The following is a 22,335-nucleotide window of genomic DNA, read 5'->3' on the forward strand; positions in this document are numbered from 1 at the left end:
TTGACCGACATCGAAAGGGCTCCGTCCATCGAACGGAGCCCTATGAATCAGGCATCCCACAAAAGGGGAATCCCTGAATGTCGATACGACCTAGGATGACGTGGTGGGAGGTGAGGGGCGGAGCTTTACGCCGCCGCTTCCACCGCCGGCGCTTCCAGCGCCCGGAACACCGCCTCGAACAGGGCTTCGGCGGTGATGGGCTTGGTCAGGTGGCCGTCGGCGCCGGCGGCGATGCCGGCCTCGATATGTTCGGGCATGCCGTTGGCGGTCAGCATGATCACCGGGGTGCGGGCCAGGTTCAGCGCCGCCTCGCGGGCCCGGATGGCGCGGGTGGCGGCCAGGCCGTCCATGACCGGCATCTGCATGTCCATCAGGATGACGTCGAAGACCCCGCCCTCGAGGGCCGCCAGGGCCTGGCGGCCGTCGCCGACGCTGACCAGCTCGGCGCCGGACTGGGCCAGCATCAGTTCGACGACCTTGCGGTTGATGGGGTGGTCGTCGGCCAGCAGCACCCGGGCCGGCCGGTCGAGGCCGGATTCGCGGGGCTGGGCGTTCTGGGCCGCCAGCTCGCCGGCCGGCAGGGTCAGGGTCAGGGTGAAGGTCGAACCCCGGCCGGGGACGCTGGCCGCCTCCAGGGCGCCGCCCATGCGCTGGGCCAGTTCCCGCGAGATGGCCAGGCCCAGGCCCGTGCCCCCGAACCGGCGGCTGATCGAGCCGTCGGCCTGCTGGAATCGGCCGAACACCCGGTCCATGCCGGCCGGGTCGAAGCCGACGCCGGTGTCGCTGACGGTGAACAGGAACTGCTGCTCGCCGTCGGGGCCGCCGACGGTCAGGCGCACCTCGCCGACCTCGGTGAACTTGACGGCGTTGGAGAGCAGGTTGGTCAGGATCTGCTTGAGGCGGGTGATGTCGCCCTGCACCACCGTCTCGGCGCCCGGTGAGAGGTCCAGCACCAGGGCGACGCCCTTTTCGCGGGCCCGCAGGGTCGACAGGGCCGCCACGTCGCGCACGGCGGCGCCCAGGTGGAAGGCCTCGGGGCGGATTTCCTGGTGGCCCGACTCGATGCGGGCCAGGTCCAGCACGTCGGAGAGCAGCCGTTCCAGCGTGGCGCCGGAGGAGCGGATGGTCTCGACCATCTCGGCCTGGGCGGGGATCAGCGGGGTGCGGGCCAGGACGTCGGCCATGCCCACCACCCCGTTCAGGGGGGTGCGGATTTCATGGCTCATATTGGCCAGGAACTCGCTCTTGGCGCGGTTGGCGGCGTCGGCCTCGTCGCGGGCCCGCTCCAGGGCCTGGGCGTTCTCGATCAGGGTCTGTTCGGCCCGGTAGCGCTCGCTGACATCGACCATGGCGGTCAGGGCCAGCTGGCGTCCGTCGGACCAGACATATTGCGAGGCCGGTCGCACGAAGATGTCGGAGCCGTCGGCGTGATGCATGCGCCAGACCCGCTCGCTGGAGGCCTGCTTGAACTCGCCGGCCGCGTGCAGGCGGCGGGCCAGAGCGCGGTCTTCCTCGGCCCCCAGGTCCAGGGTGTTGAGGGCCAGCAGGACCTCGCGCGTGCGGCCGAACTGGCGGCAGGCGGCGGCGTTGGCGTCGATGATGGCCAGGTCGAGCGGATCGACCAGCAGCACCGCTACGGGATTGTCCTCGAACAGCAGCCGCACCGAGGCCTCGCGGCCCTCGGCGGCCAGGGTGGCGGCGCGCAGGGCCAGGGTGGTCCGGTTGGCGCCGCGCACGGCGGTGACCAGGTGCAGCAGATAGAGGCCGCCGGCCGCCATCATGCCCAGCATGACGGTCGGGCTGTAGCTGTCTCCGGCAAGGCCGGGCAGCAGGGGCAGGCCCATCCAGCCGATCACATAGGGGGCCAGGGTGGCGATCATCACCGCCCGGACGTGATGCATGTGCAGCGAGACATGCAGCAGGCCGCCGGCCAGCAGCATCATGGCCAGGATGCGGCCGGGCTCGCCGCCCTCGGTCCACATGACCACGACGATGGAAGCGTAGACGGTGGCGGCGAAGCCCGCGCAGAACACGGCCGCGGCTCTCAGCCGGGCCGGCAGGGGCCCGCCGTCCTTCTGGCGATGGCCGCGGATCGCCCGGCCCACCAGCTGGTCGGGAATCTGGGCCAGGTAGAGGGCGGCCAGCCAGACCGGCACCCAGAGGCTGGGCGCGACGGCCCAGGTCACCCCGGCGATGATCAGCCCGGCGACCAGGCGGGTGCGCAGCTCCTTGCCCCGCACCTGGGCGACCGTGACATAGCCCGCGTCCAGCGACATGGCGCCCCTCCCGAGCCGGTGAGGCTAGAGGCGCGGTCCTAACATCGGGTTTCCGCGGGGATTGGAATGGACCATCAACTCCCTCCCCATAAAGGGGAGGGAGTTTGAACCGCGCCTACCCCATCACCAGCCTGACCCTGCCGATGCTGAGCTTAGCCTCGGGATTGGCCTTACCCAATGGCCGCAGCCCGATGATCGGGGCTTCCCGCACGCCGCGCAGGGCGGCGCTGGCGTCGAGGCTGAAGAACTTCACCGGCGGGGCGCCCATCTTCATGTTGGGCATGTCGTCATGCTGCATCTCGACGGCGTCGAAGAAGTTGATGACGCCCAGCACCTGGGGCTTGGCCTTGGCGTCGGTCTTCAGGAAGACCTCGAACAGCACGCCGGGCGGCTCGCTGGCCTTGAGCCCTTCCAGGATCAGCCGCGGCCGGGCGTTCTGCGGGCTGATCAGCTGCTTGGGCGAGATCAGTTCGCGCGGCGGGATCTTGAGGTTGATCTCCACCGGCCCCAGCGGATCGATCGGGAAGGGCAGCGGATAGAGGTAGAGGTGTTTCAGCCAGTCGAGGTTGAAGCGCGGCCGGTTGCAGGTCCCGACCGACGGCCCCGGCTCGAAGGTGTCGTAGGTGTAGCCCAATGACCCCAGCGCCTTGAAGTCGGTGATCTTGGCGACCACCGAATTGCCGTTGGCGTCCGGGAAGGTGAAGGTGTGGTTCAGCCAGCCGGAGTCGCTGGGATTGCAGCCGCCGTTCCGGTTCCAGCTGGCCCACATGCGGTCGATGTTGCAGTGGTGCATCCAGAACACCGGGTCGTTGGCGGCCCAGGGCACCGAGCCCATGCCCGTCCCGTTGCCGGTCAGGACGTGGACGCTGCCATGCAGGTTGCCGTCGATCTGGGCGCAGAAGCCGGGCTGGCCGCCGCTGGGGCTGTAGCTGGTCTGGTTCAGCGAGTCGGTGTTGAGCGGGGTGGGCACGATGCCGCTGTCGATGGCCGTGCCGGCGTTGGTCCCGGGGTTGCGCGACGAGCGATAGAGGCTGCCCCAGGTCGGATCGCCCGACATGCGGAACTGCGAGGCCAGGGCCCGCTCGGCCGGCTGGGTGTAGCGCCAGTAGGGCAGGGCGAAGGTCGGCTGGCCGATCAGATTGCGCATGATGGCTTCCAGGAAGAAGACATACATGCGGTGCCAGGGCAGGAAATAGTCCTCGACCGTGCCGGCCGAATGGGCCTGGCAGGTGGCCCAGCTGGCCATGGCCAGGGTCTTCTGCGGGCTGGCGACGGGGTAGACCCGGGTGAGCTCCCCGGACTTGGTGCGGTCGCCGCGGACGGCGTGGATATACCACTGGAACATCCAGCCGCGCGGGTCGCTCTCGGCGGCGGCCATCATCAGCTTCACCGCGGCGGCGTAGCGGCCAAGGTCGGTGGCGGCGGCGGCGGTGGTGTAGTCGCGGCGGACCAGCGGCGCCCGCGCCCAGGCCTGGCCGGCCATCCATTGCGAAAACGGAATGACCGTCCCGGCGGTCAGCAGAGCGCGTCTCGAAAGCTTGGCCATGACTTACGTCCTCCCTCAGGGTTGGCTGGACAGGGTGACCCGGCCCAGCAGCACACGGGCGTCCGGGTCCGGGGCGGACTCGGGCGTCACGATGACGATCAGGGGCTTGCCCGGCGGCGGCAGGGCCCCCCCCGGAAAGGAATTGGCAGGTAGCGGAAAGCGGAACTCGGCCGGGCCGCCGGTGACCGCGTTGTAGAGGTTGAGATGACCCAGAGGCTGGGCCGCGCCCTCGATCTCGACCCGGTAGAGCACGCCCGGTTGGCGGTCGGCGGAGAGGCGGTCGAGGACCAGGATGAGGCTCGCGCCCCTGGCGGCGGCGGCGCGCAGGCCGGGCGGCGGGGTCAGGGCGATGCGCGCCGGCTCCGCGCCCAGCCGCACCGGGCCGCTCTCGGCGCTTTCGGCAGCGGACGGGTCGCCTGCCGCCGAAAGCGCCGGCGAGCAAGCGGCCATCATCAGCGCCAGACACGCAACCATGGCGCGACCGGCCAACGCCAGACCGGGCATGAGCCCTCCGGGGTTCTGTTCAAGCGGATCCCACACGGACGCGCATTCGGATCAGGTGGAGCCGGACCGGGATCCCTCGGCCTGGTCTCTCGGCGCTCGCGGCGCAGGGTGTTGGCGCGGGGACCCTGGGCAGCGCGGACGCTTACTGATCCCCCGACGCGACGGAGGCTATGCCCCTATCGCGGGAATGGCAAGTCTAGGTTGTGGTTAAGGGTCTAGCGGGCGCCGGCCAGGACCACGCCCAGCAGCACGGCGGCGTAGTGGGCGCCGGCCGCGCTCACCACATGGCCGTGCCAGACGGCTCTACGGAACTTGAAGCGCTTCATCAGGTAGAAGATCACCCCGGTCGAATAGACCAGCCCGCCGACCGCCAGCAGCAGCAGGGCCGGCCAGGACAGGCCCGCGATCATCGGCTTGATGGCCACCAGCACCAGCCAGCCCATGGCGAGATATAGCCCGACCCAGACCCGGCGGCCCAGGCCCGGCAGGAACAGTTTCCCCAGCACCCCGGCCAGGGCCACGGTCCAGACGGCGACAGTCATGCCGATGGCCCAGGCGCCCTCGAGCCGCTGGGTGGTGAAGGGGGTGTAGGAGGCGGCGATCATCACGAAGATGCCGGCGTGATCCAGCCGCCGCAGAATCGGCCGCCACTGGGCCTTGCCGAAATTATAGGCCATCGAGAAGGCCAGCATCAGGATGACGCCCAGCGCGTAGACCGCCACCGCGGCGGTCTGGCCCAGCGTCCCGCGCCCGAACACCAGCCCCAGCAGGATGCCGCCGCCCAGCAGGGCCAGCGACAGCCCGGCGATGTGAACCACCAGGTCGGCGCACTTGGCGGCGGGGGTCGGATAGTGGCGGGGCGGCTTGTCGTCCATGACGAGGGTCATACGGCGCTCGGATGGTGGAATTGTGAAGAGGCGCGGGGCGAAAAACCATCGCCGTGCCCATCCTGTCACTGACTGCCAGGTCACGCCTCGCTGGCGGGAGCGGTGCGCCAGAGGAAGATCACGAACAGCACCGCGAACCCCAGGTCGCCCAGGCTGAGCAGCAGGGTGCGCACCGGAACCAGGTCGGCGCGCACGTAGAACCACAGGATGACCGGGATCGGCAGCTTGCCGATCACCCCCAGCCAGGCGATCGGCCGCCCACCGGCCGGATCGCGGGCGACCATGGCGTAGCCGATCCCGAACACGCTGATCAGCACCCCGCAGATCTGGGCCAGCATGAAGTCCGGCGGCGGGGTGTTGACCAGGGCGGCGGCCACCAGTTTCGGGGCCAGCAGCAGGGGCAGGCCGACGGCCAGGTTGAAGAAGGCGGCGGCCGCGAAGATGAATCGCCAGAGGGTCATGGGGATACGATAGAGGTGATTTCAACAGTTGAGCCACCCCTCTCCCCGCTCATCCCCGCGAAAGCGGGGACCCAGGTGTTTTTCGTAGCGGACTTGCAGCCGCCCAGGGCTGTCGGAAGCGCCCTCAACAGCAAAAAGCCTGGGTCCCCGCTTTCGCGGGGATGAGCGGAATTGGGAGTGGACCCCAGGCGGTGGTTGAACGAGTAATTCGGTCACCAAAATGGCGGGCGGGGGGCTAAGACATGATCACCAAGGACGACCGCCGGCGGCTGGCCTGGGCGCTGTATGAGTGGGCGCAGCAGCCGTATTGGGCGCTGATCGCCACCTTCATCTTCACCCCGTATTTCACGGCCTTCTTCGTCGGCGACAAGATCCTGGCCCAGAGCCTGCTGGGCTATGCGGGCGCGGTCTCGGGCCTGGCCATCGCCATCCTCAGCCCCATGCTCGGCGCCTCGGTGGACAGCCGGCGCAATCCGCGCCTGTGGCTGGTGCTGCTGGCCGTGCCGTTCGTCATCGCCAGCATCGGCCTGTGGTGGGCCGAGCCCGGCCATCCTGAGCGCATCCCGCTGGTGCTGGGCTGTCTGGTCATCGCCGGGGTGACCTGCGAGCTGGGGGCGTCGGTGATGAATTCCCTGCTGCCGCTGGTCGCCAGGCCGGGCCAGGTCGGGCGGCTGTCGGGCACGGCCTGGGCGGCGGCCTATGTCGGGGCGCTGATCTCGCTGTTCCTGGTGCTGCTGGGCTTTCCGCTGCTGGGCCTGTCCAAGACCGCCCATGAGGCGGACCGCATGGTGGGACCGCTGGTGGCGCTCTGGTTCCTGGTGTTTTCCTGGCCGCTGATGCTGTCGGCCCCGCAGCCGCCGCGGGTGGCCGGGCCCAAGCCCCTGGCCGAGCTGTGGGCCACCATCCGCTCGCTGCCGTCCAAGCCGCACATGCTGGGCTTCCTGATCGGCCGCATGCTGGTCGGGGACGGCATCTCCAGCTTCGTGGCGTTCGGCGGGGTGCTGGCGGCCGGGATGTTCGGCTGGACCACGACGCAGCTGGGGATCTACGCCATCGCCCTCTCGGTTTTCGCCGGGATCGGCACCTTCATCGGCGGGCGGCTGGACGAGAAGCTGGGCTCGAAGCGGACGGTGCTGACGGCCGTGGCCATCGTGCTGTTCGGGGCGCTGGGGGTCGGCTGCGTGGCCCCCGACCGGCTGTTCTTCCTGCTGCCCATTGAACCGCCGCAGGCGGGCCGGGCGCTGTTCGCCAGCCTGGCCGAGCGGGTCTTCCTGTTCTTTTCACTGTTCGTCGGCCTGACTTTCGGCCCGGCCCAGGCCTCGCTGCGCGGCTGGATGGCCCAGCTGGCGCCGGAGGGCGAGAGCGGCCGCTGGTTTGGCCTCTATTCGCTGTCGGGCAAGGCCACCGCCTTCCTGGCCCCGCTGCTGATCGCGGTGCTGACCGGGCTGGTGCGCGACCAGCGGGTGGCGGTGGCGGTGGCGGCGGGCTTCATGCTGGCCGGCGCCCTGGTGCTGGCGGGCGTACCGCGGACGCGGCCGGCTTGACCCCAATCAAGGCCGCCTGACGCCCGGCGGGCTAGTCGATCGGCCATGCCCGACCCGGCCGTCAACGATCTGGCTTTCAGCGTGCGCGGCCTGACCAAGGTCTATGCGACCGCCGCCGGGCCGGTGCACGCCCTGCGCGGCGTCGACCTGGATGTCCGCCGGGGCGAGACCCTGGTGCTGCTGGGGCCGTCCGGCTCGGGCAAGTCGACCCTGCTCAACATCCTGGGCGGGCTGGACCGGGCCAGCGACGGGGCGGCCATCTTCCAGGGCCAGGACCTGACCCGGGATTCCGACAAGGCCCTGACCGCCTATCGCCGCGACAGCGTCGGCTTCATCTTCCAGTTCTTCAACCTGGTCCCCAGCCTGACGGCCCGGGAAAACGTCGCCCTGATCACCGAGCTGGCCCGCCGGCCGATGACGCCCGAGGACGCCCTGGCCAGGGTTGGGCTCAGCGACCGGCTCGACCACTTCCCGGCCCAGCTGTCCGGCGGCCAGCAGCAGCGGGTGGCCGTGGCCCGGGCCATCGCCAAGCGGCCGCAGATCCTGCTCTGCGACGAGCCGACCGGCTCGCTGGACAGCGAGAGCGGGGTGCAGGTGCTGCAGGCCCTGCGCGATGTCAGCCGCGCCGAGGCGGCCACCACCCTGATCGTCTCCCACAACGCCGATTTCGCGGCCATGGCCGACCGGGTGATCCGCTTCCGCGACGGGGCGATCACCGACATCGCCGTCAATCCACACCCCGTCGAGCCGCGGGAGATGCGGCTGTGAGGCCCGCTCCCCTGGACCGCAAGCTGCTGCGCGACCTGTGGCGGATGAAATGGCAGGCCGCCGCCATCGCCCTGCTGATCGCCTGCGGGGTGTCGGTGATGGTCATGGCCTTCTCGGCCCAGCAGGCCCTGGCCCGGGCCCAGGAACGCTTCTACGCCGACACCCGCTTCGCCGACGCCTTCGCCGACCTGCGGCGCGCCCCGCGCTCGCGGCTGCCGGCCCTGGCGGCCATTCCCGGGGTGACGGCGCTGGACGCCCGGGTGACGGCCAGCGGGTTGATGGAAGTCCCGGGCCTGGCCCGTCCGGCCCTGGTCCGGCTGATCGCCCTGCCGCCGCGCGAGGGCGCCGGGCTGAACCGCATCAGCATCACCCGCGGCCGGCTGCCCGATCCGGCGTCCCTGGACGAGGCGGTGGCCCTGCAGAGCTTCATGGAGGCGGCGGGGGTGAGCCTCGGCCAGCGGCTGACGGCGACGCTCGAGGGGCGGTCGGTCAGCCTGCGCATCGTCGGGGCGGCCCGCAGCCCGGAATATGTCTACGCGCCCAGCCCGCAGTCCTTCATGCCCGACGACGCCCACCAGGCGGTGCTCTGGGCCCCGGCCCCGGCCGTCGACCGCGCCGCCGGCCTGCAGGGCGGCTTCAACAGCCTGGCCCTGAAACTGGCGCCGGGCGCCTCGCTCCCCCGGGTGCTGCAGGCGGTCGACCGGCTGACCGCGCCCTATGGCGGCCGGGCCAGCTATGGCCGGGCCGACCAGCCCTCGCACGCCTTCCTGGAAGCGGAGCTGCGCGAGCTCTCCATCTCGGCCTCCATCCTGCCGCCGGTCTTCCTGCTGATCGCCGCGGCCCTGACCCATATGGTCATCACCCGGCTGGTCGAGGCCGAGCGCGAGCAGATCGGCCTGTTCAAGGCCTTCGGCTACGGCAACGCCCAGGCCGCCGCCCCCTATGTCAAGCTGGCCGCCGCCATCGGCCTGGTCGGAGCGGCGGGCGGCGGGCTGGGCGGGGTGTGGCTGGCGGCGGCCATCGTCGAGCAGTACCGGCAATATTTCCGCTTTCCGGTGCTGGACCCCAGCTTCGACTGGCCGGCCTTCGGGCTGGCGGCCAGCGCCTCGGTGGCGGCGGCCCTGGCCGGCTCGGCCCTGGCGGCGCGCCGGGCCGCGCGGCTCTCGCCCGCCATCGCCATGCAGCCGCCCCGGCCGGCCGCCTACCGCCAGGGCCTGCTGGACCGCCTGGTCCCGGGTCACGCCGTCGACGCCGCCAGCCGGATGATCGTGCGCAACCTGGAGCGCTTTCCCGGCCGGGCGGTGCTGACCACCCTGGGCCTGGCCGCCAGCCTGGCCCTGCTGGTCGGCAGTCAGTTCGTGTTCGGCAGCCTCGATCACGTCATCGACCAGGCCTATTACCGCGCCCAGCGCTGGAGCGATTCCATCGGGTTCGCCGAGGCGCGCTCGGCCGGGGCCCTGGCGCAGGTCCGCCGGCTGCCGGGGGTGTTCGCCGCCGAGCCGGTGCGCATCGTGGCCGTGCGGGCCAGGGCCAATGGCCGCGAGGAGCGCACCCGGCTGACCGGGCTGGCGCCGGACGCGCGGCTGAACCGGCCCCTCGACGCGGCGGGACGTCCCCTGGCCCTGGCCGGGCCCGGCGTGGTGCTGAGCGCCGCCCTGGCCCGCAGGCTGGGCCTGGCGGCGGGCGACCGCGTCCGGCTCGACATCCTGGACGGCCGGGCGCCCTCGGTCCTGGCCCCGGTCACGGGCCTGGCCGAGGACTACAGCGGCTTTGCCGTCTATATGGACCGGGGGCGGCTGAACGCCCTGATGGCCGACGGCGACCTGATCAGCGGCGCCCAGCTGCAGGTGGCGCCCGACGCCCACCCCGCCTTCTACCGCGCCCTCGAGGCCGCCCCGCAGATCCTGGCCGCCGCCTCGCGCGACGAGACCGTGGCCAACTGGCGGGCGGTGATGATCGAGGCCTTCCGCACCTCGATGACCTTCTATGTCGGCTTCGCCGCCGCCATCGCCTTCGGGGTGGCCTTCAACACCAGCCGCATCGCCCTGTCCGAGCGCGCCCGCGACCTGGCGACCCTGCGGGTGCTGGGCTTCGAGCGGCGGGACTGCGCCTACATCCTGCTGGGCGAGCTGCTGGTCCTGGGCCTGGTCGCCCTGCCGATCGGGTTGGCGGGCGGCCATCTGCTGGCGGCGGGCCTGGTCCAGGCCTATGGCCGCGAGGAGCTGCGGCTGCCGCTGGTGCTGACCGCCGAAAGTTACGCCGTGTCGCTCGCCGCCTATGTGGCGGCCATCGCCCTGGCCGCCCTGCTGGTGGGCCGGCGCATCTGGAGCCTGGACATGGTCTCCGTGCTGAAGACGAGGGAATAGAGTCATGGGACCCAGACAGATCCGCTGGCTGGCCATCGCCGCCGTGCTGCTGGTGCTGGCCGGCGCCATCGCCTGGCTGGCCGCGCCCCGGCCCACGCCCGCCGAGCTGGCGGCGGCGCGGCTGGGGCCGATCGCCGAGAGCGTTTCCGACCAGGGCGAGGCGCGGGTGCGCGAGGCCTATGTGGTGGCCGCCCCGGTGTCCGGCCGGCTGCGGCGCATCGAGCTGGAGGTCGGGGACCGGGTGGTCGCCGGCCAGACGGTGGTGGCCCGCATCGATCCCGCCGCCGCCGACCTGCTGGACGTGCGCGGCCGGGCCCAGGCCGAGGCCGCCGTCGCCGCCGCTAGAGCCGCCGTGGCGGCGGCCGGGGCCCAGCGCGAGCGGCTGGCGGCCGAGGCGCGGCGGGCCGAGGCGAGCCTGGCCCGGGTCCGCACCCTGGCGGCCAAGGGCATCGCCTCGCCCCAGGCCCTGGACGACGCCCAGGCGGCAGTGCGGGTCGCCCAGGCCGCCGTGCGGGCCGCCGAGGCCGAGCGGGCGGCCCGCCAGGCCGATCTGGGCCGGGCCCGGGCCGTGCTGCTCGGCCCCGAGGCCGCCGGCCAGGGCTCGACCCCGGTGACCTCCCCGGCCACCGGCTATGTCACCCGCGTGCTGCAGGAGAGCGCCCGCACCGTGCCGGTGGGGGCGCCGCTGGTCGAGATCGGCGACTCGAGCGGGCTGGAGGCCTCCATCGAATTCCTGTCCCAGGACGCGGTGCGCATCCGCGAGGGCATGGAGGCCGAGATCTTCGACTGGGGCGGCCCTGGCGCGCTGCCGGCCCGGGTGCGGCGGGTCGAGCCGCAGGGCTTCACCAAGACCTCGGCCCTGGGGGTCGAGGAGCAGCGGGTGCGGGTCTTCCTGCAGTTTGCCGGACCACCGGCGCGCTGGGTCAGCCTGGGCCCCGGCTACCGCGTCTGGGGCCGGGTCATCCTGCGCCGCGCCCCCGCGGTGCTGAAGGTCCCGCTGGGCGCCCTGGCCCGGGCCGGCGAGGGTTGGGCGGTGTTTCGCCTGGAGGACGGCCGGGCCCGGCTGGTCCCGGTGAGCGTGGGGGCGATGACCGACGCCGAGGCCGAGATCCGCTCCGGCCTGGCGGCGGGCGACAGGGTGGTGGTCTTCCCCTCCGACAAGGTCCGCGACGGCGTTCGGCTGGCGGCGCGGCCCTGAGGGCGCTCAGTCGGCGCGGCCGATGTGGAAGATCTCGGTGTCGCCCAGCAGCACGTCGACCGCCTCGCAGTCGGGGCGCTGCTCCAGGCCGCGCCGGGCTTCGGCCAGGGCCTCGGCGTTGGTCCCGCAGAGGACCGGCTGAAGCGCGATGGTCTGGCCCTTGGCGACAAAGCGCAACAGATACGTCTTAAGCAACAGTCTCACCTTCACGACAGCGGCGCGCGAAGAGAACCGGTGCCAGGGGGGACCGGCTGCCGTCTTTGATATGGATCAAGGCGCGGATCCTGGGCTTGGGGCGGTACCTAAATACCGCTCATCCCCGCTCCTACTGGCAGTAGTGCCTCAGGCCGTCATAGCCCAGATAGGTGCCGCTCTCGGGATCGAAGCTGCGGTATTTGTCGCGGCAGTAGTCGATCCAGCCGGGGTTGGTCAGGCGGGAGGGCATCTGGTCCTGCTCGTCCTGCGAGCTGGCGATGGCCACGCCCAGCACGAAGCCGAAGATGCCGGCGATCACCGCCTCGTCATGGTCGTCGCGGCGGCGGGGATGGCGGCGTTCATAGCGCTGGCGGTATTCCCAGCGGTCGCGGTTCCAGCCGGGCGGGGGCGGGCGGCGCCAGTCCTCGCGGCGGACCTCCCCGCGCGGGGCGCCCTCGCCCCGGGGGTTGCCTTCGCCGCGCGGGTTGGAGGGCTGGGCGGCGGCGGCGATGCTGCCTATGGCCAGACTGGCGGCCAGCACCCCGGCCAGGATCGGGTTCTTCATCGATGGGCTCCGTTCAGGCTTGGGGACATCCTGATGCGCGCGCCGGCGGCGGTCCTTGACCCAGCGCAAGGTTGGCGGGAGCCGCCGGCTCGACGATGATGGGCGGGAGGAGAGCTGGATGCCGCTGGAACTGCTGCAACGTCTTGGCCTGGCCCTGGCCATCGGCTTCCTGGTCGGGGTCGAGCGCGGCTGGCAGGCGCGCGACATCGCCGAGGGCGGCCGCACGGCCGGCATCCGCACCTATGCGCTGTCGGGGCTGCTGGGCGGGCTGGCCGGGCTGCTGAGCGGGCCGTTCGGCGGCTGGGCCTTCTTCGGCCTGGCCCTGCCCTTCGCCGCCGCGGTCATCGTCTTCAAGCTGCGCGAGCAGGAGAAGGACGGCGACTATTCGATGACCGCCATCGTCGCGGCCCTGCTGGTCTTCGCGCTCGGCGCCTACGCCGCCGTCGGCGACGGACAGGTGGCCGCCGCCGCCGCCGTGGTGGCCACCGCCCTGCTGGCCTTCAAGCCGGCCCTGCACCAGTGGCTGAAAACGCTGACCTGGCCGGAGCTGCGCGGCGCCCTGGTGCTGCTGGCCATGACCCTGGTGGCCCTGCCGCTGCTGCCCGACCGCGCCTACGGGCCGCACGGGGCGGTCAATCCGCACGAGCTGTGGCTGCTGACCATCGCCCTGGCCGGCGTCTCCTTCCTGGCCTATGCGGCGATCCGGGTGCTGGGCCCCTCGCGCGGGGCCATCCTGGCCAGCCTGGCCGGGGCCCTGGTCTCCTCGACCGCCGCCACCCTGTCGGTGGCGCGGCTGCAGCGCCAGAGGCCCAACACCGCCATCCACCTGGCCGCCGCCCTGCTGGCCGGGGCGGTGATGGCCGGGCGGCTGGAGGCCATAGCCCTGGCCCTGTCGCCGCCGCTGGCGATGCGGCTGGCCTGGCCGTTGGGGGCCTTCGCGGCGGTGTCGGTCCTGCTGGGCCTGGTCGCGGTCTGGCGGGGGAGGGGCCAGGCGCCGACCGAGACCCATGCGGGCGTCGGCAGCCCCTTCGACCTGGTCTCGGTGCTGAAGTTCGCCCTGGTGCTGGGGGTGGTGATGGCGGCGGCCCGGGTGCTGACCGGCCTCTATGGCGCGGCGGGCCTGCTGCCGGTGGCGGCCCTGGCGGGCCTGGCCGATGTCGACGCCGTCGCCCTGGCCTCGGGCCGCATGGCCGCCCAGGGCCTGGCGCTGGGCCTGGCGGGCCTGGCGGTGCTGGTCGCCGTGGCGGCCGACAGCCTCAGCAAGTCGGTGATCGCCGCCGTGGTCGGGGGCTGGCGGTTCGGCCTGCTGTTCACGGGCGGCACGGCCCTGGCCCTGGCGGCTGGCGGCGCGGCCCTGGCGGTGACGGGCTGAAGTCTAGGGCCAGTCGACATTCGAAGAGCCGGTCCGGTCTGGGCCGCCAACGCCGCAGGCGGCATGGATGTGGGTTTCAGGGTCGCTTCGCGACAGGAAGAGAAGGGTAGAGAAGAAGCGCGAGCGACGGCGCCGTCCCGAGGTCAGTCGTCGCTGATCCGCTGATATCCATCGAGGCGCATCGCGCCTCAACAAGACCCTTCCAGCCGAGGATACGCGACGCGTCGGCCGTCGCCACGGCCGCTTCCTCTTCTTCCCTGCCTTCTCTTCCTGTCGCGAAGCGACCCGAAAACCCACGCCTCTGCGAGACGGGGAGGTTCGGGTGAGCCACTAGAGGTGGCTCCATTCCCGATCACAGACCCTGAGTGTCGACTAGCTCTAGGGCCAATCGACATTCAGCGATGTCGCCAAGCCAGAACTTTGCGGTTTTGGCTCAGCAGACGCTCATCCCCACCACCGCATCCTAGGCCCTGTGCCTAGGATCCCGCGTTCCATTCGCTGCAAATTCAAAGGATTAGGCTGAGGCGGCGCGGCTCCACGGCCAACCCGCCCAACAGCGGACGGCGGGATCCCAGGCACAAGGCCTAGGATGACGGGGTTTGGTGGGGCGAAGCTTGCGCCAAGACAAGACTCTGCGGATTTGGCCCCAAATCGGTGAATGTCGACTAGCCCTAGGCCGCGGCGCTCAGCCACTGGAGCATCACGACCAGAACCAGGGTCAGCCCGCCGACCGAGAGCCAGAGGCGCAGCGAGTCGCCGGATTCTGTCTTGCCAGTCTTCATGGGTCCCTCCGTTCATCTTCATTAAGACCGGCCCAACCGCCCTCGCCTTGACCGACATCAAGGCCGCCGGCCGGCTTTGGCGGTGTGGTGGCCGCCCAGGAGAGCCCCATGGATATGTCTTCGCCCCTGTTCGCCGACCGGTTCGAGGCCGGGCGCTGGCTGGCCGAGCGCTTCCTGGCCAGCCGTTCGGAAACCCCCCTGGTCGTGGCTTTGCCGCGCGGCGGCGTGCCCGTCGCCTTCGAGATCGCCAAGGCGCTGGACGCGCCCCTGGACCTGGCCCTGGTCCGCAAGATCGGGGCCCCGGGCAATCCGGAACTGGCCCTGGCGGCGGTCAGCGACGGGACGCCGCCGCTGCTGGTGGTCAATGAGGCGGTGCGCGAGATGACCGGGGCCGACGAGACCTGGCTGCGGGCCGGAGAGGATCGCGAACTGGCCGAGATCGCCCGCCGCCGCCGGCTCTATTTCGGGGGCCGCGCCCGGCCCGATCCGCGCGGCCGCACCGTCCTGCTGGTCGATGACGGCCTGGCCACCGGCGCGACCGCGCGCGTGGCGGTGCAGGCGCTGAAGGCCCAGGGCGCGGCGCGGGTGATCCTCGCGGCGCCGGTCGCGCCCCCCGACACGGCGGCGGCGCTTCGCCAGGAGGCCGACGAGGTCGTCTGCCTGGCCGAACCGGAGGATTTCCGCGGGGTGGGCCAGTTCTACGCCGACTTCCACCAGCTGTCCGACGCCGAGGTGATCGACCTGCTGGATCGTTCCGAACGGTTCGGCGGGCAGGGGTAGGCCGCCGGCTTCACAGGTGCTCGGCGAACCAGGCCACCGCCAGCTCGATCGCCGCCTCCAGCGTTCCCGGCTCCTCGAAGAGGTGGGTGGCGCCCGGCACGACGGCCAGGCTGGCCGGGCCGCTCAGGCGGGCCAGGGCCTGGCGGTTCCAGGTCAGCACCGGCTCGTCCAGCTCGCCGACGATCAGCAGGGTCGGGGCGGTGACCTGGGGCAGGTCCGGGCCGGCCAGGTCGGGACGGCCGCCGCGCGAGACCACCGCGGCGATGTCGGCCGGGCGGTGGGCGGCCGCGGTCAGGGCCGCCGCCGCCCCGGTGCTGGCCCCGAACAGGCCGATGGGCAGTCCGGCCAGGTCGGGCCGGGCCAGGGCCCAGTCGATGGCCTGGACCAGCCGCCCGACCAGGACCTCGATGTCGAAGACATTGCGCCGGTCGCCGGCCTCGGCCTCGGTCAGCAGGTCGAACAGCAGGCTGGCCAGGCCCGCCCGGGTCATGGCGTCGGCCGCCTCGCGGTTGCGCGGGCTGAGCCGGCTGGAGCCGCTGCCATGGGCGAAGATCACCAGGCCGGCCGGCGCGGCGGGGGCTCTGAGCTCTCCCGCCAGGCCCAGCGGCGGGATCGAAACGGCGGCGGCGGAGATCGACGGCATGGCGGCGCCTCTTGAAGCCCTGGAAGATCGCCAGCCTAGTCCTCGCCGGCCCTTGTTAATTGATCCCCGTCAATGCGCGGGGACGATCCGCCGCCGATGGTGGCGCGTCGCTGGCGATCACTCGACACCGGCGGCAGGCCCGGGCCGATACCCGGGCCCCGGCCTTCGGACCGCCGGCTCGCCGCGGTTCGAAGTGAGGCGACTCGGGCCGGGTCCACGGCCAGTCCTGGACCCGGCGGCCGGCTTCAATCCTTGGGAGGTTCGCATGAACACCGGGCTGGCCGTCTTCGACACCACCGTCCAGCAGTCCAATCTCTGGCTCAAGGCCATCGAGGCCGCCCTGCCCCCCTGCAGCCGGCAGGAGGCCTATGACGCCCTGCGCGCCGGCCTGCACACGCTGCGCGACCACCTGCCCCAGGACGCGGTGCTGGGCCTGTCGGGCCAGCTGCCGATGCTGCTGCGCGGCCTCTATCTCGAGGGCTGGCGGCCGGGCCACCCCGCGCCCCACACCCGCGATGCGGCGAAGTTCGCGGCCGACCTCGCCAGCCGCCTGCCCCCCGGCTTTCCGCGTCCGGGCGAGGACGTGGCCCGCGCCGTGTTCGCCGTGGCCGCCGGCCAGCTGGACGCCGGCGAAATCCGCAAACTGATCGACTACCTGCCCGCGCCGCTGCGGACGTTCTGGCCCGGCGTCTACTGGGCTGTCTGAGGACCCGAAACCATGCCCAAGCCCCGCAAGCTGCTCTTCCTGCTCACCGACGGCGGCCGCGCCAGGCTGGTGCGCCGCTCGCCCGAGACCGGCGACTACGTCACCCTCGAGGAACTGGACCATACCGAGCGACTGAAGACCCTGCGCGCCGAGCTGCGGGCCAGCCCGCCGGCCCGGAACTTCGTCAGCTTTTCCGCCGGCCGCCATACCGTGGGCCGCGAGGACTATTATCGCCAGGCCAAGGCCGACTTCGCCGCCGAGGCGGCCCGGCTGGCCGAGGCGGTGATGCGCCGCCAGGGGCTGGACGAGCTGTTCCTGGCCGCGCCGCCGCGCATGATCGGCCTGCTGCGCGACCAGTTCGGGCCGCGCGTCCATGTCGCCGGAACCCTGAACAAGGACCTGACCAAGACCCCCAATCACGCCCTGCACGCCTGGCTGGACGAGGCGCTGTTCGCCGTCCGGGCGGCCGGTTGAGAGGAGGCCCGGCGGGGCGGTCTTGACCTCGATCAAGGCCCCGCCGCGCCCGACCGGCCAGATTGAGTGCGCCGTCTACAACCCGTCAGAAGAGGCAAACTGACCATGACCAGCCAACCCCCCGCCAAACAGTTCACCGCCAACGTCCAGCGCTCGGCCACCGACGTGTTCGGGCCGATCCAGCGCGAATTCAACCGCCTGTTCGACCAGCTCGGCAGCGGCTGGACCGCCTTCACCGAACTGGACCTGATCCCGCGCCTGGATATGCGCGAGACCGAAGACGCCATCGAGGTGACGATGGAGCTGCCGGGCATCTCGGAACAGGACGTCAAGATCGCCATCGAGGACGACGTGCTGACCATCAGCGGCGAGAAGAAGTCGGAAAGCGAGAGCAAGAAGGGGGACGTGCGGGTCTCCGAGCGCACCTATGGCGCCTTCTCGCGCAGCATCAGCCTGCCGCGCGGGGTCGACGCCGAGAAGATCAAGGCCAGCATGGCCAAGGGCGTCCTGACCATCACCGCGCCGCGCGACGGCGCCGCGGCGGCCAAGACCATCCCGATCGTCGCCGCCAAGTAGCGTCCGCCCGTCCGCCAAGGCCCGTCTAGTAGAGATTGGCCTTGGCGTCCGCCGCCAGGGCTTGGTCGATCAGTTCGGCCGGGACCTTGGCCCTGGCGTGGTCGCGGAAGATCTCGCCGGCGGTGGGCAGCACCGCGCGGTCGACCCGCCGGTCGGGGTTCCACAGTTCCGAACGGCGCAGGGCCTTGGTGCAGTGCAGATAGACCTCGCGCACCGCGACCAGCACCACCGAGCGCGGCCGTTTGCCCTCGGCGATGAAGCGCTGCATCAGCGGCTCGGCGGTGGTGACGCTGGCCAGGCCATTGACCCGCAGCAGGTCGTCGACGCCGGGAATGAAGAACAACAGCCCGACGCCCGGGTTGACGACGATGTTGCCCAGCGTATCCAGCCGGTTGTTGCCGGGCCGGTCGGGCATGGCCAGGGTGTGGTCGTCCAGCACCTGCACAAAGCCCGGCTCGCCCCCGCGCGGCGAGGCGTCGGCCAGGCCGTCGGGCCGGGTCGAGGCGATGCAGACGAAGGGCGACAGGGCGATGATCGCCCGGGCGTGGGCGTCGACATGGTCGATGACCTTGTCCAGCACCCCGGGCGTGGCGAGCGGATAGACGGTGCGCAGGGCGTCCTGATCGGCAAGTTCGGTCATGGGAGCCTCCTCCTGCTGCAGCCTAGGCGCTCGGATGACCACAGGATGTCAGCAGGCGCATCGGCAGCCACAGTGGCATTGTTGCGAGCGGGTCGCAACTAGCCGCGATCACGGCCCCGGACCATCAGGCCGCCGAACACCCCGGCCAGGGCCGCGCAGGCGGCGGAAATCAGCATGACCAGCCGATAGGCCCGCTCGAAGGCCGGCGGGTCGGGCGTCGCGGCCAGGGTCCCGCCGGCCGCCGTGAAGGCCAGGGTCAGCACGGCCACCGCCAGCAGGCCGGCGATGCGGGCCACGGCGCTGTTGATCCCCGAGGCGGTCCCGGCGTGCTTTTCGCTGACGTCGGCCATAACCGTGGTGGTCAGGGGCGCGACGCTGATGGTCATGCCGACGCCCAGGGCCAGGGTGGCCGGCAAGAGTCCGGCGAGATAGGGCAGCCCCGGCGAGAGCGCCATGCCCACCAGGCCGGCGGCGGCGATCAGTGGTCCGACGGTGAGCGGCCAGCGCGGGCCGATTTTGCTGGAGAGACGCCCGGCCAGGCCCGATCCGAACCCCATCAGCAGCGAGAAGGGCAGCAGGGCCGCCCCGGCCTGGGTCGCCGGCCAGCCCTCGATGCGGATCAGCTGGAAGGGCAGGAAGAACAGCGACCCGCTGAGGGCGAAATAGAGGAAGAGGGTCAGGAGGTTCGCGCCGCTGAAGTCGCGCGAGCGGAACAGGGTGAGCGGGGCCATGGCGTTGGCGCTTCTGTCCTCCACCGCCACGAAGCCGGCCAGCAGGACCAGGCCGGCGATGAGGCCGCTCAGGGCCGCCGGATCGCCCAGGCCCTTGTCGCCGGCTCGCGTGAGGCCCCAGATCAAGAGGCCCAGCCCGCCGGCGGCCAGGGCCGCGCCGGCCAGGTCCAGGCCCTTGGCGTCTTCGTCGCGGCTTTCGGGCAGGGCGCGCCAGGCCAGCAGGGCCGCGCCCAGGGCCAGCGGCAGGTTGATGAAGAAGATCGAGCGCCAGCCAAGATGGTCGACCAGGAACCCGCCCAGCACCGGCCCGGCGGCGGCGGTCAGGGCTCCGAACCCGGCCCAGGCCCCGATGGCCTTGCCGCGTTCCTTCTCAGGGAAGCTGGAGCCCAGGATGGCCAGGCTGGCCGGGGTGAGCAGGGCCGCGCCCAGGCCCTGGGCCATGCGGCCGGCCAGCAGCACCTCGACGCCCGGGGCCAGGCCGCAGACCACGGAGGCGGCGGTGAAGATGGCCAGCCCGATCAGGAACACCGCCTTGCGCCCGAACCGGTCGGCCGCCGCCCCGCCGATCAGCACCAGGGCCCCCAGGAACAGCATGTAGCCGTTGACGATCCAGGGCGTGGCCTCGGCGCTGGCGTGAAGGTCGCGCTGCATGGCCGGCAGGGCCACCCCCACCACCGAGCCGTCGATAAAGGCCAGGCTCGAACCCAGCACGGTGGCGGCCAGCACCCATTTGCGGTCGGCCGGCGACAGAGTCCCGGCGCCGGCGGCCGCCTGGATCAGGCCCTTGTCGCAGGGCGGTTGCTGGGTCATCGCGAGCCTCCTGACGCGAGGCTAACACCGTCGGGGCGGAATGGATGCTAGACGGCGCCCTGGTCCAGCGCCCAGCGGTGCGAGCCCTCGCCGAAGGGGAGGCGGAAGAGGCCCCGGCCGCGGCCGTCGCGGTGGCGCTCGAAGGCCTCCTGCACGGCGCGGGCGGCCTCCTCGGCCCAGGTTTCGCCGCGGCGGCCGCGCACGATCTGCACCCGGTCGATGACCAGCGAGCGATGGGCGGCGCCGCCATAGGCTTTCAGGGCCTCGGCGATATCGTCCAGCCAGTCCTCGGCGGACGCAGGTGTGAATCGGTCTTGGCGAGACATGGCGGCCCCCCGACAGGTGCTACTAGGCAATCGCACGCGCCAGTTGACCCCGAAATGGGTAGGGCTCAACCTCCTGGCGGCCCAGATTGGGCCGCTTGGTTCCCGGGAGTTTCGCGCCCTTGCCCGCCCAACAGCCAGAAACCCCGGCCCCCAACGAGGCCATCGCCGCGGTGCTGACCGGCGAGTTCCTGCTGCGCTCGGTCTGTTCGATGCACAGGATGTTCGACGCCGACTACAACGCCTACGTGGTCTGGCTGACCATCCTGGTCGCCAGCCTGGGGCGGATCTTCCGGGCCGAGGACTATGACCTGTCCGATCCCCGGCTGCTGGGCCTGAACACGGTGCCCGGCATCTCGCGGCGGGCCATCTCGCGCACCACCGGCATCGCCAAGGAGACCGTGCGGCGCAAGGTCGACCTCCTGATCGAGAAGGGCCTGGTCCGCGAGGGCAGCGGCGGCGGCCTCAAGCCCCGGTTCGAGCCCGGCCAGCCGAACTTCGCCGGCAATATCGCCCGCACGACGGTGTCGCTGCGCCGGCTGGCGGGCGAGCTGCGCCGCTATGCCCGGATGGACCTGTAGCCGGGGCCGCCGGCTCGGGGCAGGATGCGGGACTGATCGGGAGGACCTCATGACATCCATCACCCGCCGCGCCGTCGGCCCGCTGGCGCTCGGCGCCGCCGTCGCCGGGCTGGAGGCCTGCGCACCCAGGATCGCGGCCGACCCGCAGCCGAAGTCCCGGCAGTTCCCGCCGGGCTTCCAGTGGGGCGTCGCCACCGCCGCCTTCCAGACCGAGGGGGCGCTCGACGTCGACGGCCGCGGCCCGTCCATCTGGGATGTGTTCTGCAGGGGCGGAGCGCACATCCTCGACCGCTCGACCCCGGCCATCGCCACCGACAGCTATCACCGCTACGGCGAGGACGTCGCGCTGATCGCCGGGGCGGGGCTGAAGGCCTATCGCTTCTCCATCGCCTGGTCTCGCGTCCAGCCCAACGGCGCGGGGGCGGTGAACGACAAGGGCCTGGACTTCTACAAGCGCCTGGTCGACGCCCAGCTGGAGGCGGGCCTGACGCCCTACGCCACCCTGTTCCACTGGGACCTGCCCCTGGTCCTGCAGGAGTTCGGCGGCTGGAGGAACCGCGACACCGCCGCCTGGTTCGCGGACTATGCGGCCATCGTCGGCGAGAAGCTGGGCGACCGGCTGAAGACCTTCATCACCCTCAACGAGGCGGCGGTGCATACCGTCATCGGCCATGTGGTGGGGGTGCATGCGCCTGGCCTGACGGGCGCGGCCAATATCGGCCCGGTCACCCACCACCAGAACCTGGCCCAGGGCCTGGCCATCCAGGCGCTGCGGGCCGGGGTCAAGGACGTCAAGGTCGGGGCGACCCTGGCCCTGCAGCCCAGCCGGCCGAACGGCGCGGCCTGGGAAGTCTGGAACGCCCCCGTCGCCAAGAGTTTCGGCGCGCTGTGGAACGGCGCCTATCTCGATCCGCTGCTCAAGGGGACCTATCCCAAGCCGATGCTGGGCTATCTCAAGGACGTGCTGAAGGACGGCGACCTGAAGACGACCAGGCAGCCGGTGGATTTCCTGGGGGTCAACTACTACGCCCCGACCTATCTGGGCCTGGACCTGATGAGCGAGAGCCATATCGCCCCCGGCAAGCCGCCCAAGGGGGCGGAGCTGGACGCCTTCGGCCGCCAGATCGACCCCTCGGGCCTGGGCGAGGTGCTGGCCTGGCTGCGCAGCGACTACGGCAATCCCCGGGTGATCATCACCGAGAACGGCTGCAGCGACCCGATCAAGGTCGGCGCCCCGGCCATCCAGAACGATCAGTTCCGCATCGCCTATATCCGCCGCCACCTGGAGACGGTGAAGGCGGCCATGGAGGCCGGCTCGCCGGTGGACGGCTATTTCGTCTGGTCGATCATCGACAACTGGGAATGGGACTCAGGGTTTGCGTCGAAGTTCGGCCTGGTCAGCCAGGCGGGCCCGGGCGGGGCGCGGACGCCCAAGGCCAGCTATGGGTGGTTCAAGGCGCTGGCGGAGAGCGGGTTGCTGCCGACGGCCTAGACTCCACCATTCCTCGCCCCTTGGGCGAGGTGGCGGCGAAGCCGACGGAGCAACTATGTTGTGGCTGTCATTTGGGTGACCCATGGCTGGCCTCGGCTGAGGACGAGGTTGGCGG

At 71.6% G+C, this 22,335-nt stretch carries 22 protein-coding genes; 11 read left to right on the forward strand and 11 right to left on the reverse strand.

Translation table 11 applies throughout. The features are described 5' to 3' along the window. Window positions 1-125: 125 nt before the first annotated feature. The 5 genes from QO010_RS23745 to QO010_RS23765 all read right to left on the reverse strand — a co-directional run bounded on the left by QO010_RS23745 (window position 126) and on the right by QO010_RS23765 (window position 5,674). On the reverse strand, window positions 126-2,276 hold the full coding sequence (locus tag QO010_RS23745) for a hybrid sensor histidine kinase/response regulator (RefSeq protein WP_307353231.1): 2,151 nt from the start codon (window positions 2,274-2,276) through the stop codon (window positions 126-128). 115 nt (window positions 2,277-2,391) lie between these two features. Next, the gene (locus QO010_RS23750; RefSeq protein ID WP_307353233.1) at window positions 2,392-3,822 is read right to left on the reverse strand and encodes a tyrosinase family protein; all 1,431 of its coding nucleotides are present in this window, start codon (window positions 3,820-3,822) and stop codon (window positions 2,392-2,394) included. Window positions 3,823-3,837: 15 nt separating this feature from the next. Continuing rightward, the gene (locus QO010_RS23755; RefSeq protein ID WP_307353235.1) at window positions 3,838-4,326 is read right to left on the reverse strand and encodes a hypothetical protein; all 489 of its coding nucleotides are present in this window, start codon (window positions 4,324-4,326) and stop codon (window positions 3,838-3,840) included. Between the two features lie 215 nt (window positions 4,327-4,541). Beyond that, a complete protein-coding gene (gene trhA / locus QO010_RS23760; protein WP_307353237.1) occupies window positions 4,542-5,213 on the reverse strand; it encodes a PAQR family membrane homeostasis protein TrhA in 672 nt (223 codons plus the stop codon). 80 nt (window positions 5,214-5,293) lie between these two features. After that, on the reverse strand, window positions 5,294-5,674 hold the full coding sequence (locus QO010_RS23765; RefSeq protein WP_307353238.1) for a hypothetical protein: 381 nt from the start codon (window positions 5,672-5,674) through the stop codon (window positions 5,294-5,296). 242 nt (window positions 5,675-5,916) lie between these two features. On the opposite strand from QO010_RS23765, the gene QO010_RS23770 reads away from it, so the two are divergent. The 4 genes from QO010_RS23770 to QO010_RS23785 are packed head-to-tail and all read left to right on the forward strand — an operon-like array spanning window position 5,917 to window position 11,550. Further along, the gene (locus QO010_RS23770) at window positions 5,917-7,218 is read left to right on the forward strand and encodes an MFS transporter (RefSeq protein WP_307353239.1); all 1,302 of its coding nucleotides are present in this window, start codon (window positions 5,917-5,919) and stop codon (window positions 7,216-7,218) included. A gap of 45 nt (window positions 7,219-7,263) precedes the next feature. Then, window positions 7,264-7,986, forward strand: coding sequence for an ABC transporter ATP-binding protein (locus tag QO010_RS23775; protein ID WP_307353241.1), 723 nt, complete (start codon window positions 7,264-7,266; stop codon window positions 7,984-7,986). Further along, window positions 7,983-10,352, forward strand: coding sequence for an ABC transporter permease (locus QO010_RS23780; RefSeq protein WP_307353242.1), 2,370 nt, complete (start codon window positions 7,983-7,985; stop codon window positions 10,350-10,352). Before QO010_RS23775 ends, QO010_RS23780 begins: the two co-directional genes overlap by 4 nt. 4 nt (window positions 10,353-10,356) lie before the next feature. Next, a complete protein-coding gene (locus tag QO010_RS23785; protein WP_307353244.1) occupies window positions 10,357-11,550 on the forward strand; it encodes an efflux RND transporter periplasmic adaptor subunit in 1,194 nt (397 codons plus the stop codon). A 6-nt stretch (window positions 11,551-11,556) separates the two neighbouring features. Here the strand turns inward: QO010_RS23785 and QO010_RS23790 are convergent, their stop codons facing one another. Further along, entirely contained in the window at window positions 11,557-11,754 is a 198-nt protein-coding gene (locus tag QO010_RS23790; protein WP_307353245.1) for a hypothetical protein, read from the reverse strand. A 121-nt stretch (window positions 11,755-11,875) separates the two neighbouring features. Beyond that, window positions 11,876-12,310, reverse strand: a complete 435-nt coding sequence (locus tag QO010_RS23795) for a BA14K family protein (protein ID WP_307353247.1) — start codon at window positions 12,308-12,310, stop codon at window positions 11,876-11,878. Window positions 12,311-12,428: 118 nt separating this feature from the next. Between QO010_RS23795 and QO010_RS23800 the strand changes: the two genes are divergently transcribed. Then, the gene (locus tag QO010_RS23800) at window positions 12,429-13,682 is read left to right on the forward strand and encodes an MgtC/SapB family protein (RefSeq protein ID WP_307353249.1); all 1,254 of its coding nucleotides are present in this window, start codon (window positions 12,429-12,431) and stop codon (window positions 13,680-13,682) included. Window positions 13,683-14,572: 890 nt separating this feature from the next. After that, window positions 14,573-15,244, forward strand: a complete 672-nt coding sequence (locus QO010_RS23805; RefSeq protein WP_307353250.1) for a phosphoribosyltransferase — start codon at window positions 14,573-14,575, stop codon at window positions 15,242-15,244. 10 nt (window positions 15,245-15,254) lie between these two features. Here QO010_RS23805 and QO010_RS23810 read toward each other — a convergent pair whose 3' ends face one another. Continuing rightward, complete coding sequence (locus tag QO010_RS23810; RefSeq protein ID WP_307353252.1) at window positions 15,255-15,887, reverse strand: dienelactone hydrolase family protein; 633 nt, start codon at window positions 15,885-15,887, stop codon at window positions 15,255-15,257. A gap of 265 nt (window positions 15,888-16,152) precedes the next feature. On the opposite strand from QO010_RS23810, the gene QO010_RS23815 reads away from it, so the two are divergent. The 3 genes from QO010_RS23815 to QO010_RS23825 all read left to right on the forward strand — a co-directional run bounded on the left by QO010_RS23815 (window position 16,153) and on the right by QO010_RS23825 (window position 17,643). Then, window positions 16,153-16,593, forward strand: coding sequence for a DUF2267 domain-containing protein (locus tag QO010_RS23815; protein WP_307353254.1), 441 nt, complete (start codon window positions 16,153-16,155; stop codon window positions 16,591-16,593). A gap of 12 nt (window positions 16,594-16,605) precedes the next feature. Beyond that, window positions 16,606-17,067 carry a host attachment protein gene (locus tag QO010_RS23820; protein ID WP_307353256.1) on the forward strand — a complete coding sequence of 154 codons (462 nt, stop codon included), beginning with the start codon at window positions 16,606-16,608 and terminating at the stop codon, window positions 17,065-17,067. A 105-nt stretch (window positions 17,068-17,172) separates the two neighbouring features. Next, entirely contained in the window at window positions 17,173-17,643 is a 471-nt protein-coding gene (locus QO010_RS23825; protein ID WP_307353258.1) for an Hsp20/alpha crystallin family protein, read from the forward strand. Between the two features lie 25 nt (window positions 17,644-17,668). Here QO010_RS23825 and QO010_RS23830 read toward each other — a convergent pair whose 3' ends face one another. From QO010_RS23830 to QO010_RS23840, 3 genes are all read right to left on the reverse strand, one after another. After that, entirely contained in the window at window positions 17,669-18,283 is a 615-nt protein-coding gene (locus QO010_RS23830; protein WP_307353260.1) for a pyridoxamine 5'-phosphate oxidase family protein, read from the reverse strand. A 98-nt stretch (window positions 18,284-18,381) separates the two neighbouring features. Further along, window positions 18,382-19,824: an MFS transporter gene (locus tag QO010_RS23835; protein WP_307353262.1), complete on the reverse strand. Its 1,443-nt coding sequence runs from the start codon at window positions 19,822-19,824 to the stop codon at window positions 18,382-18,384. Between the two features lie 47 nt (window positions 19,825-19,871). Continuing rightward, window positions 19,872-20,150, reverse strand: coding sequence for a hypothetical protein (locus QO010_RS23840; protein ID WP_307353263.1), 279 nt, complete (start codon window positions 20,148-20,150; stop codon window positions 19,872-19,874). A 119-nt stretch (window positions 20,151-20,269) separates the two neighbouring features. On the opposite strand from QO010_RS23840, the gene QO010_RS23845 reads away from it, so the two are divergent. Together QO010_RS23845 and QO010_RS23850 are read left to right on the forward strand one after the other, a co-directional pair. Beyond that, window positions 20,270-20,728, forward strand: coding sequence for a helix-turn-helix domain-containing protein (locus QO010_RS23845; protein WP_307353265.1), 459 nt, complete (start codon window positions 20,270-20,272; stop codon window positions 20,726-20,728). A gap of 49 nt (window positions 20,729-20,777) precedes the next feature. Further along, window positions 20,778-22,220 (forward strand): GH1 family beta-glucosidase, encoded by a 1,443-nt coding sequence (locus tag QO010_RS23850; RefSeq protein WP_307353267.1) that lies wholly within the window; start codon window positions 20,778-20,780, stop codon window positions 22,218-22,220. Window positions 22,221-22,335 lie beyond the last annotated feature (115 nt).

This window comes from Caulobacter ginsengisoli, assembly GCF_030814835.1.
Lineage (GTDB): Bacteria > Pseudomonadota > Alphaproteobacteria > Caulobacterales > Caulobacteraceae > Caulobacter > Caulobacter ginsengisoli.